We start from the raw sequence: 12,003 nt of genomic DNA, 5'->3' as shown, positions 1-12,003 counted from the left end.
TCCATTTTCATAAGTTTTAACAGCTTCAATTTTGATAATATCACAACCTGAAATTAAATTTATTCAACAGTTTGATTATTTATTAATAATTGGGTGAGGTAATTTTGTTTTCCAATCATTTTGCATAAATCAAGTTGCTGTTCGCTCCAATACATGTCTTCTTCCTCATCTTTGAGATAGACTTTCATTAAATCATAAGTAGTATTATCAAAGATTCCGGAATCCATTAATTCATTTAAAAAAGCAATTCCTTCAACGGATACTTGGTAATCAGCTTCGATAAACTCAACAATATCGGTGTAAATTGGTTTAGCTTCCTGAGCTTCCTGTTTGATTTCTCCACCTAAATCAAGAATACGGTCCATGAACTGTTCTACGAAGTCCATTTCTTCACTAGCATGAGCTGCATATTTGTCTCCTAAAGACTGGAAACCTAATCCTGCAAATATTTTTGATTGAATCCTGTGTCCGAATGAATTTGCAGATAAACCGGTTACGATTGCTTGTAAAGCTTCAATAGTTTTTTCTTTATCAGCCATAGTTTCACCTATTAAATTCTACTTAAGATACTTAAGTATGAAATATTTTGTAAAAAATTATATTTAAATTTTTAGTCATAAAATTAAATCATTTTACGAATACTTTCAAGATTATCCACAATAAATTGTTTATATTTTGGATTGGCAAGAATCATGAACTGCTTTTTACCAGTTTTACTATATGATTCATTCATGATATTTTGCAAATCGTCAACATCACTGTTTAAGATAATAGCCAGTTTATGTTTTTGATCTGAAGTTAAATTGTCCAAATAACCCTGAATAATAGATTCAAACTTCGAAACGAGATTGGTGTTTTTTCGAGCAAATCTTTCAAGCAAAAATGTTGGAGCCAAAGTAAATAATGTTTCATATTCTCTAACATCACTATATGTTATCTTATCTTCACTCATCAAATTCCTCCTAAATTGTCAATAGCACTTATCAGTTCAAGCATATGTGAATCCTTAACGTTTTGTGAAGCAAAGCTATACTCTTCAAAGTAGAATGCAGGCACTCCATTATTATTTAATGGAATAGTCAAATATGGTCCGCTGGTGGTTGTATCGGGAGCATAATATGTAATGTTTGGACAGTTGTCTGCAACTTTCTGTGCATAATCAACACCCAAGCCCTCATTTAAAGGTGAGAATACAAAAGTCTTGAAGGGATAAGCGCCAATATTTGAATGCACATCAACTGCAAGAGAATAATTGCCGTTAACTATCTGAGGATATACATACTCATATGCCAGATTCTGTCCATTCTGTCTTCCGGGATTTTCATAATTATCCAGTCCGTCACCGTAATAACCTATATCACGAGTAACATTAATTATGTACACATCATAACATTTGTTGAGATTATCCATCTTTGGAAGTAATTTAACTAGCGTTTCGTGGGTTTCATGCTCCAAAGGATGAACTCCAACGACATAAGCTATTCTTTCACCATCTGCATTACCAATATTTCTGATAACCTCAACACTACCCGGTTCGCCACTGTTATTTGCTATAACCTCACGATAAGTGATATTTTCATCATTATTAAATAATCCATGTTGAATAATCAGCATGCTGAATATCAAAATAATCAGAATTAAAATAACAATGATTATTTTCTCTTTGAATTTCATAAGTCATAATGGATATTGTGCAGTTTATATAGACAAACGGAACTGCTTGAAGGGAAAGCATAAATCATATAATCAAGTTCTTCTAATGTGATTTTCTTGTTGATTATGAATGCAAACATGTTTGCAACGTTTTCAGCATCTGCAGCATAGATTTCAGCTCCGACAATCTGTAAATCCTTATCAACAATGACCTTGGCCTCAGCAGTAGTGTCATTTTTAAGTTCTAATGAGTAAGAATTACCATACCTTATTTGATGCACATCATATTCATCGCTTTCATCAGCAATATAAGCCGGCACACCTACAGTAGCAATTCTTGGAATGGTATATGCCACAGCAGGAACGACAGGATATGTAATTTCATCAGCTTCACCCAACAGTTCTTTTGCAAGATATTTGGAGTGATGTATTGCAACGGTTACAAGCTTTGCAATGCCGGTGTCTGCAACATCACCAGATGCATATATATTAGGAACGACAGTTTGAAGGTGTCCATTTACTTTAATACCCTGTTTGGTGTATGTCAAACCAACATTTTCAAGACCAATGTCTTCCACATTAGCTTCACGGCCAATTGCTGAGACAACATAATCTCCAGTAAGGCTCAAACCGCTTTCACAGTTTACTGTAAATCCGTTTTCATAAGCATTATTATTAATTTTAGCTTCAGGATCCCTTAATATTTCATCACTGTTTTGAGCATTGGTGACATTTAAGACCTTATCTAGAGGATTATCAATTTCTATGTTGCTAATTACTTCTTTTACATTTTCATTGAAATGGAAGCGAATATTCTTTTCTTTTAAAATTTCAATTACTTTTTGAACATAAGGTTGGTGGAAGTACTTTAAAGCCATGTTTCCACGGATTATCACGTCGGCGCTCAAGCCGGCTTCAGCAAGTATTGAAGCAAATTCCATTCCAACAAAACCTGCACCGATAATAATTGCATGTTTAGGAAGTTCATCAATATCCAAATAATCAGTACTGTCATGCAAATATTCTTTTCCAGGGATATCTGGTATAACTGGCTTTAAACCGGTGGCTATAACGATTTTGTCAGTAGTGTATGTTTCATCTCCTACTTTTACAGTATGTTCATCAACAATGACTCCTTTTCCATGGGCAACATCAAGGTCATACTCCTTGAATTTACCATCTAAAAATGGAGCCATATTGGCTATTCTTTTTCTTTTGAATTTCATTAGGCTAGGCCAGTCCACTTCAAAGTTTCCGGATTTTCCAACACCTTCAAAATTATCTGTCAGTGCTTTGATTTCATAGGGTGCATCTAGCAGTGCCTTTGAATTGCAACCTCTGTTGGCACAGGTTCCGCCATAAAGACTTTCTTCGACAATCAATATTTTAAGGCCAGCTTTCCTTAAGAATCGCCCTCCTTGCCAAGCGGCATTACCGCTTCCGATATAAATGACATCATAATCCATTTTTTTAACCTCTTAATTAATTATTTAGTACAAGTTGATATAAATTTTTACTTATTTCAAAAGAAAAATTTATTTATCTATTTATTTAAAGCTTTAATTAGTTATGAAAGATTATCTATACATTGATAGGGATGATGATGCTCATCAAGCCAAATTTAAAGTTTCAAAAACACCCGCAATTGAAAATCTAATCAAACAGGAAAAATATGACGAGGCTTTGGATGAAATAAATGGAATTTTGAAAGATGAATTTACATATGTCAATCTGAATTTGAAAGGAATTATCCTAAACAAAATGGGACAATTCAAAAAATCCATCGAATGCTTTGATGAAGCCCTGTCCTTCAGTCAAAATGATGAGTTCAGGTCAAATAAGGCTCATGCATTATATGATTGGGCAAAAGTTAGTTTTTTTCCTGAAGGAAATTATGATAAGGCATTAACTCTCATCAATTGCGGATTGGAAAATGTTCCGGACGGTGAAGATCCGTCTGAATTCTATTTTTTAAAGGCTGAAATTCTTGAAGGATTAAATGATTTGAAGGAATCATATAAATCATATTTAATTGCCTATAAGGAATTTGACAGACTAGAAGAATTCAAAAATCAGGTTAACTATCTTCAAAACACTCAGGATACATTAATCAATATAGTGGGCAGCAACTTTTATGAATTTACACCTGAAAGTGGAGTTATTGTTGATTTGGTAAGGGATGAAGAAAATGAACATGACAGTGATGCTGTGGCCGTTATTGTAGATGGTAATACTGTTGGATATGTTGCAAATAATCCCTATACATTAATCGATGAAGTTAAAAGTGCAAGCGACATTAAAAGCATGATTGGTGAAAATCAAAAGGCCGAAATCCTTTTTATTTATCTGGGAGAATATGTTATCGCTAAATTAATCTGAATTTGGCTAAGCTGTTTCTGCTTATTTTTGGATTTTTCCATGGCTTTTTAATATTTAATTCCTGTTTTGGGGCATTTTTTGTATCAAGAGGATTGTTAAGCTGATAATTTATGTTTTTCATTATATAAAATGTGTCATAAATATGACTGTTTAAATGAATTTTCATGATTTCATACACACCCAGTGATTATAAATATATAACTTTTGAAAGACCATCATTATTATTCAAATGTCTTTTGATTAAATCAATATTTTTTGTCAAACTTATATAATAAACAGACCTTCAAATGATATGGTGACATTTTCCAAGTCATCAGATTCTTTTTCCATGTTTATAAACAATTCAGTCAAAAGTTCAAGAAACTCTTTAATTGAAAAAGATTTATTCAGTGTCACTTCAGTTGAATTTCCCATCAGCTCAAAGAGAGTTTCCTTAAAAGTGAATTTAAAGTCCAATATTTCTGTTATGCCATATTTATCGATAATTATTTTTATCGATTCGATTTTTTCTTTTGATAGTTGATCATCAGAAATCTTTATTAACCTGTCATTAACATTTACCCCTAGCATATTTGTCACCTCTATAGAATTTATTCAAGTTTAAAGTTGCAGAAATGTCTAAAAAATAATATCCATCATGTTTTAGAGAGATTACATCATATTCATTTAACAGTTTGTCCATCATGCAAATATAGCAGAAATATTGTCTTGATGTGACATCAACTGATTTTGGAATAAAAAACCTATACTCAAAACTGATGAATGTTGGAACCAGTCTAAAGGAATTGAATTTTAACTTTCGGGTGATAAAATTTTCTTTTATTTGAAAGAATTCGTTCATAGAATTTACCAATTTATCCATTAGTCCTTTTTTCTTTTCAAGCAGTTGATTAATTTCGTTTAATGTATCATCATAACTGCTACAGAGAAGTTTTGGGTCATATTTAGTGACTATTTTCTCGTTGGTTTTTATCAATTCTATTATAATCATTTCAATTTCCTTAATTTTAGACATCTCTACCCCAACTACAATTCTTTATTTGTATTAATTAGTATTATATTCATCTTATTTAAGCTTAATTAAATTGTAATGGCTTTGAAAAATTGTTGTGACTTTGAAAAATTGCTTTCATTGAAACATAGTATATATAGTTTTCTATATCTAAAATCAATCAATTTTTACTATCTTTTATATTGTTTCATAATTAACTGTTTCAAAAGAAACAATTATATATATTTAAATATAAATTAATAATCAGGTGAAAAAATGGAAGAAGACATATTTCAAGCGATATCTAAAAAATCACCATTAATAGCATGGATTCATAATATTTCACTAAACCAGGAAAAGTACATGAAAAGCAAATTCAAGCAACTGAATCTGGGCCATGACGTGAGATATATAATGTTTATCTATGACAATCCCAACTGCTCACAGGAAGAACTGGTGAACATGTTCGGCCAAAGCAAGGGAAACATCGCAAAGGTGTTAAAAAAACTTGAAGATGAAAACTACATAAAAAGAGAAATTAATCCTGAAAACCGTCGAAAATACATGCTTACAACAACAAAAAAAGGAGATGAACTAGTACCGAAATACAGACAATACTCAAGACAATGGGAACAGGAAGTAGGAATTACAGAAGATGATGAAGAATTACTAAAGAGAATTAAAGAAATCGCAATAAATGCAAGTAAACTAGTGGAGTGACAGTATGAAAATTAAATTTGAGACATATGTAATATTTGTTTCATTCATTACATCATTTTTTGCAGTGTTTTTATCATCAGGAATAGTATTGGGAGTTCCATCAATTGCTCAGGAATTCGCAATGAACAATGTAGTTCAAAATTGGATACCTACAATTGCATTGCTTGTAGTAGCTGTTTTTACATTGCCTGCAGGTCAGATTTCGGGAAAATATGGCGTTAAAAAATTACTGATTATAGGTGTTGTAATTTTTATTATAGCTTCAGCAGGAGCATGCCTGTCATTTTCAACAGAATCATTCCTGTTTTTCAGAGTAATACAGGGAATTGGAATGGCATTTCTAAATGTATCTGCAATGGCAATGGTGGTGCAGGCAATTAAACCACAAAATCGTGGAAAAGCATTGGGATTCACCGTCACAGGAATTTATCTTGCAGGATCATTATCTCCTGTAATCTGCGGATTTTTAGTATACAATCTCGGTTGGAGGTCAATGTTTTACTTTGTAATACCATTTTTGTTACTATGTCTTGCAATTATGATTTTAAAGATTCCTGGAGAATGGAAAACATATGAAAATGATAAAATCGACTCAACAGGTTATCTGATATATGGAATAGGCATCCTATTGTTCATTTACGGATTTACAAATTTAATGAATACAATAGGAATATTAAGCATAATAGCAGGAATCCTTTTATTAAGTGTATTTGCATATTACGAGCTTAAAACTGACAGTCCAGCATTCAATATGAAATTATTTAAAAATATGAAGTTTACCTCATCCAACATTGCTGCCCTATGCAGCTATCTGGCCATAGCCGCAATAACCACAATTTTAAATTACCATTTCCAATATGTGAGAGGATGGAATGCACAGATTTCCGGAGTGATGTTAATTATTACACCTATAATAATGGCAATAATGGCACCAAATGCAGGAAAACTATCCGATAAGATACATCCACAAAAGTTAGCTGCAATAGGAATGGCAATTGCAACAGTAACCCTTGTTATACTATTGTTCCTGGATGCAGATACTCCGATTTATCTTATTGTAATAGCAATGATTTTACAGGGAGTAGGAATGGGATTATTTACAACTCCAAACACCAATGCAATTATGAGTTCAGTTCCTCCTAAAGAAACACCAAATGCTTCTGCAGCACAGTCTGCAATGAGAACAATTGGGCAGACCATGAGTCTGGGACTTTTAACATTGGTATTTGCATGGATGATGGGTAATTTGAAATTATCACCCCTTTATGCAGATTTGATAGTTCAAGAATCACAGCTAATATGTTTAATCTGTACAATAATCTGTATAATAGCAATTTTTGCCTCATTAGTGGGTATACGTTCAAAAGATTCATTTAATATAGAAAGATAAAAAAGGAGAGATAAATATGGAAATAAAATTTGAAACATACGTAATATTCGTATCATTCATTACATCATTTTTTGCAGTCTTTCTGTCAAACGGAATAATAATTGGTGTTCCGGCAATAGCACAGGACTTTGCAATGAACAATGTAATACAAAATTGGGTACCGACAATATTCTTCCTAGTGGTTGCGGTATTTACCGTTCCCGCAGGACAGATTTCAGGAAAATTTGGAGTTAAAAAATCTTTGCTTGCAGGAATTTTAGTGTTTCTTGCAGGTTCAATCGGAGCATGCCTGTCATTTTCAACAGAATCATTTTTAATATTCAGAATGATGCAAGGTGCAGGAGTTGCATTTCTAAACGTATCTGCAATGGCTATGGTAGTGCAAGCTGTGGCACCACAAAACCGTGGAAAAGCACTAGGTTTTACAGTAACTGGAGTATATCTTGCAACATCCCTTTCACCTGTGATATGTGGATTTTTAGTACATAATCTCGGTTGGAGATCAATGTTTTACTTTGTTATTCCATTTTTACTTTTATGTATAATATTGATGATTTTAAAAATCCCACAAGAATGGAAAACATATGAACATGACACTATAGATAAAGTAGGTTCAGTATTATATGGTATAGGCATTTTGGCATTCATATACGGATTTACCACATTAATTTCAACAACAGGAAAATTTTTAACTGTTTTGGGAATTATTTTGCTTATAATATTCGGATATTATGAACTTAAGCAAAAATCTCCAGTATTCAACATGAACCTGTTTAAAAACAAGAAATTCACTTCATCCAACATAGCGGCATTGTGCAGTTATTTGGCAATTATGGTTGTTACAACTATCTTAAACTATCATTTCCAATATGTTAGGGGATGGGATGCTCAGATGTCTGGAATGATATTGATTATTACACCAATTATTATGGCATTAATGGCACCTAATTCAGGTAAGCTTTCAGATAAAATCCACCCTCAAAAATTAGCCGCTTTGGGAATAGGTATTGCAGCAATCGCATTGGCTATTTTAACTTTCCTAAGTGGAGATACACCATTATATGTAGTTGTTATAGCAATGATATTGCAGGGTATCGGAATGGGATTGTTCTCAAGCCCGAATATGAATGCTATAATGAGTTCCGTTCCACCTAAAGATGCACCAACAGCCTCTGCATCACAGGCCACTATGAGAACCATAGGCCAGACCATGAGTCTGGGACTTTTAACATTAGTATTTGCCTGGGTGATGGGCAATTTGGAGTTGGCTCCTCAATATGCAACAATGATTGTGCAGGCATCACAAACAATCTGTCTGATATGTACAATTGCCTGTGTTCTTGCAGTCTTTGCATCACTTGTTGGTATTAAATCAAGCGACAAGTTCAATACAAATAGATAAATTGATAATTATTTTATCAATTTTCTATCTTTTTTTTAAAAAATAGTAATTATTTGTTTTTACAACATCCAAAGAAGAAATTTTTAACTTTTTTAGCTTTTGAACGTTTATCAGCTTCTTTTTTTTCTTCGATTTCATGCATTTTTCTTCTTGCATCAGCCATGTTGGACATGATTTTCACCTCAAATTTAGTTATACCTAAAGATAATTTTATTTAATTTAGTATATAAATCTTTTTTTAACATGCAAGATTGAATATTTCAATGAATTCATTTGATTAAAAAGTAAACAGCCGATATATCACTTAAAAATTTAATAACAGAATAGTTTTAAAATTAATCATGAAAATAAAAGCTAAATATCATTGAATTGATATATATCTGAAAGTGAATTACTAAAATAAAAAAAGAAAAAAGAATAGTTAATTAGAATGATAGACTTGAATAAATTCCTTTAAGAGTAAAGGATTTAGTATTCCAATTAGCTACGCTTCCAAGAGAATTTTTTGAACTTGTTGCATCAGCAATTGTCCATTTACCATCAATTAACACTTGAACCCATACATGTCCATATGTGCTACCACTTGTAAACTTACAGGTACCTTGCACATACCTAGCAGGAATATCAGCTGTTCTAAACATAGCGACAAGTAAATGTGAATGATCTACACAATTTCCGGATTTAGCATTCAATGCTCCAACAGCACCATATTTGGTATTATAATAGAAACTATATGATAAAGTATCTCTTACATAATTAAATATGGCTTTAGCTTTAGCTGAAGTACTGGTTAAACCTTTAGTAACAGAGTTAACAATTTTCACGATAGCAGCATTATCCACTTCACAATGTGTGGTAGCTTTAAGGTATTGAGATAAATCAGTAATTGTGTTTTTCTCATTTAAACCTGTACCGGATTGAGAAGAGCTACTAGTAGCATAACTAATTGTAACATAACTTGGTAAACGATTGTTTGTTCTATAAAAGTCTAAAATTCTTGCAGAAGAGTCAACTAACTCTGAATAGATAATTTTACCCACTGAAGATGAAGCATAGTTAGGTGCTTGTTTATTAGTACTAATATAATCCATCACATTTTTCGCTACAGTTATGAAATTAGCCTTTGTCAAATCTTTAGAATTAATTGCATCACCGGTAGGTGAACTAGGCTCGGAAACTCCATATATAATAGAAACATCACTAGTTTTAGAGTTGCCCAAATTATTTATCGCTTCACTCATCAGATATAAAAATTCAGGTACTGTAAATGAAATTCCCCCTGCAGTAACGCTGCCAGGTAACTTTTTATTTGATTCATAATAGGATTTTAAGTTGCTTGCAGCATTCACAATATTTTTAATAGACATTGTGTGCACTTGTGAAACACTTAACTGGGTACTGCCATAACTTGGTGCATTTAGATTATCCCCATCAAATGAGTAAGAAACGCTATAATTTCCATATGGGAAACTTGCACTAATGGTTGCATAACCACTTGAAGATGTTTTAGCAGTGTAAGTTTGGGAATTTACGGTAAGTTTAACAGTTCCACCAGATATTGGCTTATTATTGGAATCAACAACTAATAATTTGGTTGATTGGGTACCTTGAGGGAATGTAGTTGAACTTTTCCAAGTGACTGAAGTATTTCCCCTTTCAATAACATTAATTACAGTAGATTTTGTTTTTTTATTAATTTTAGAATCTGCCTTATTATAGTATGTTATAGTATATTTTCCAATTTCCAAATCAATCGGCAGTGATACAACACCTTTACTGTTTGTTGTCTTAGTATAAGTATTTCCATTTACAACAAATGAAACCTTTTTATTTGCTAAAGGAACGCTACCTGATGTTAAGGCAACTTTAAATGGTGTATGTGCCCCATGTCCAAATGTGGTGGTACTTTTTACTGTAAAAGTAGGATTTTTAGTAGGAATAATTGTTAATTTACTTTTTGTACTGGATGCTTTGTAATATCCAGATTTAGCAAAGCTGTATTTGACAGTGTATACTCCAACTTTAAGGGAAGGCAATTTAAGTGTAGCAATACCGTTTTTATTAGTTTTAGCTTTATAGGTTTTGCCGTTTACTTTAAACTTAATTACTTTACCTTTAGCCGGTGCATAACCGTATGCATTAAGTAATTTAACTTTTATTTTTTTACTATTCTTTTTAAGGAAAGTATAATCACTAGCAGTTAATGAAGTTTTAACTGATTTTACGACTTTTACCTTGTTGGTTTTTGTTAAACCATCCTTATTATAACAAATGATTTTATAAGTACCTTTTTTGAGAGTTTTTAGTGATAAACTAGCTACTCCTTTACTATTAGTTTTTACTTTGTATGTTTTTCCATTAATCTTAAACTTAACAACCTTTTTGGCTAATGCTTTACCATTGCTTTTAAGAAAAGTAGCATAGAATTTTCTACCGTCGAGATAAACTTTGCTAATGTCTTTAGAAGTAATGGTGGATAGAACTTTAACAGTATTGGTTAAAGTAAAACCAGTAACAGGATTGGTTGCAACAACCTTATAAGTTCCAGGTTTAAGATTAATATCCAAGGAAGCTAGACCATTACCATCAGTCTTTTTAGTGAATGTTTGACCATTCAATACAATTTTAACATCAGTATTTGCCAATGCTGATCCGTTATTATCTAAAAAGGTAGCTGTGTATTTGGCACTTCCTTTATAATATTTAGTAACATCTTTTGAAGTAATGGTTTTTGATACATCAATATTTGATGATGAATTACCATCACTTTTCAAAACATCACTGTCAGCTGTGTTAGTTGATAAAGTACTTGAATCTTCAGACTGCAAAACATCATTTGATGAGTCAGCAACAGCAGCATATTCATTTGACTGCAATTGAGATGAATCGTCAGCATTCGAAATAGATTGATTATCTAATGAACTGGATGTATATGAATCTGTAACATTTACATCACTAGCATAAATTGTACCGACTGATAACGAAACAGCCAGTATTATTACAAAAGTGAGTAATATTTTTTTGTTCAAAATAATTTACCTCCGTAACAAAATTAATACATCTACGAGACAATATCTCGCTTATTTTATAATTATATACAAATATCTTATATAAACCTTTTTATTAGCTAAATCCAATTTAATGAGTTTAATTTTAAAAAATAAGCTTAAAATATTATTAAAAATATACATAGAATAGATTTATACTCAGATTTTTCATTAAAAAGATTAAAAGATAAGAACTATATTTTAAAGACATCATATTTAATTAAAACTCAAACATAAAACAAATATTCTTTATATAATAATATTTGGCATTATCCTAATGTTAAATATAAAAATAATAATCAATTTATTGATTTTTTAAATGAAACAATGTTTAATAACTGAATTATTAAAATAAGAAAAAAATTTGTATTTTTACTAAAAAACTGGTAAAATGTTTTTTTATTGAAAAATAATTTTTTTC

At 31.6% G+C, this 12,003-nt stretch carries 13 protein-coding genes; 4 read left to right on the top strand and 9 right to left on the bottom strand.

The window, feature by feature from the left end:
• Positions 1 to 59: 59 nt before the first annotated feature.
• From IJ258_RS10135 to IJ258_RS10120, 4 genes are all read right to left on the bottom strand, one after another.
• A complete protein-coding gene (locus tag IJ258_RS10135) occupies positions 60 to 539 on the bottom strand; it encodes a bacterioferritin (RefSeq protein WP_292806516.1) in 480 nt (159 codons plus the stop codon).
• Between the two features lie 83 nt (positions 540 to 622).
• The gene (locus IJ258_RS10130) at positions 623 to 952 is read right to left on the bottom strand and encodes a hypothetical protein (RefSeq protein WP_292806514.1); all 330 of its coding nucleotides are present in this window, start codon (positions 950 to 952) and stop codon (positions 623 to 625) included.
• Complete coding sequence (locus IJ258_RS10125; RefSeq protein WP_292806512.1) at positions 952 to 1,674, bottom strand: hypothetical protein; 723 nt, start codon at positions 1,672 to 1,674, stop codon at positions 952 to 954. Before IJ258_RS10125 ends, IJ258_RS10130 begins: the two co-directional genes overlap by 1 nt.
• Complete coding sequence (locus tag IJ258_RS10120) at positions 1,671 to 3,119, bottom strand: NAD(P)/FAD-dependent oxidoreductase (RefSeq protein ID WP_292806510.1); 1,449 nt, start codon at positions 3,117 to 3,119, stop codon at positions 1,671 to 1,673. Before IJ258_RS10120 ends, IJ258_RS10125 begins: the two co-directional genes overlap by 4 nt.
• Positions 3,120 to 3,222: 103 nt before the next feature.
• On the opposite strand from IJ258_RS10120, the gene IJ258_RS10115 reads away from it, so the two are divergent.
• Complete coding sequence (locus IJ258_RS10115; RefSeq protein ID WP_292806508.1) at positions 3,223 to 4,032, top strand: HIRAN domain-containing protein; 810 nt, start codon at positions 3,223 to 3,225, stop codon at positions 4,030 to 4,032.
• Here the strand turns inward: IJ258_RS10115 and IJ258_RS10110 are convergent.
• The 3 genes from IJ258_RS10110 to IJ258_RS10100 form a co-directional block, all read right to left on the bottom strand.
• Positions 4,019 to 4,198, bottom strand: a complete 180-nt coding sequence (locus IJ258_RS10110) for a hypothetical protein (protein WP_292806507.1) — start codon at positions 4,196 to 4,198, stop codon at positions 4,019 to 4,021. The two genes, IJ258_RS10115 and IJ258_RS10110, sit on opposite strands and share 14 nt — an antisense overlap.
• 98 nt (positions 4,199 to 4,296) lie before the next feature.
• Positions 4,297 to 4,602 (bottom strand): hypothetical protein, encoded by a 306-nt coding sequence (locus IJ258_RS10105; protein WP_292806505.1) that lies wholly within the window; start codon positions 4,600 to 4,602, stop codon positions 4,297 to 4,299.
• Positions 4,583 to 5,047: a hypothetical protein gene (locus IJ258_RS10100; RefSeq protein WP_292806503.1), complete on the bottom strand. Its 465-nt coding sequence runs from the start codon at positions 5,045 to 5,047 to the stop codon at positions 4,583 to 4,585. Before IJ258_RS10100 ends, IJ258_RS10105 begins: the two co-directional genes overlap by 20 nt.
• Before the next feature lie 252 nt (positions 5,048 to 5,299).
• Between IJ258_RS10100 and IJ258_RS10095 the strand changes: the two genes are divergently transcribed.
• From IJ258_RS10095 to IJ258_RS10085, 3 genes are read left to right on the top strand one after another with little or no spacing between them, the layout of a single operon-like run.
• Positions 5,300 to 5,743 (top strand): MarR family winged helix-turn-helix transcriptional regulator, encoded by a 444-nt coding sequence (locus tag IJ258_RS10095; protein ID WP_292806501.1) that lies wholly within the window; start codon positions 5,300 to 5,302, stop codon positions 5,741 to 5,743.
• 4 nt (positions 5,744 to 5,747) lie between these two features.
• The gene (locus IJ258_RS10090) at positions 5,748 to 7,133 is read left to right on the top strand and encodes an MFS transporter (RefSeq protein ID WP_292806499.1); all 1,386 of its coding nucleotides are present in this window, start codon (positions 5,748 to 5,750) and stop codon (positions 7,131 to 7,133) included.
• Positions 7,134 to 7,149: 16 nt separating this feature from the next.
• Positions 7,150 to 8,535 (top strand): MFS transporter, encoded by a 1,386-nt coding sequence (locus tag IJ258_RS10085; protein ID WP_292806498.1) that lies wholly within the window; start codon positions 7,150 to 7,152, stop codon positions 8,533 to 8,535.
• A gap of 49 nt (positions 8,536 to 8,584) precedes the next feature.
• Here the strand turns inward: IJ258_RS10085 and IJ258_RS10080 are convergent, their stop codons facing one another.
• Both IJ258_RS10080 and IJ258_RS10075 read right to left on the bottom strand, forming a co-directional pair.
• The gene (locus IJ258_RS10080; protein WP_292806496.1) at positions 8,585 to 8,707 is read right to left on the bottom strand and encodes a hypothetical protein; all 123 of its coding nucleotides are present in this window, start codon (positions 8,705 to 8,707) and stop codon (positions 8,585 to 8,587) included.
• A 253-nt stretch (positions 8,708 to 8,960) separates the two neighbouring features.
• Positions 8,961 to 11,564: a transglutaminase domain-containing protein gene (locus IJ258_RS10075; protein ID WP_292806494.1), complete on the bottom strand. Its 2,604-nt coding sequence runs from the start codon at positions 11,562 to 11,564 to the stop codon at positions 8,961 to 8,963.
• Positions 11,565 to 12,003 lie beyond the last annotated feature (439 nt).

The organism is Methanobrevibacter sp. (assembly GCF_017468685.1).
GTDB lineage: Archaea > Methanobacteriota > Methanobacteria > Methanobacteriales > Methanobacteriaceae > Methanocatella.
This window is presented reverse-complemented; position numbering and strand designations above follow the sequence as displayed.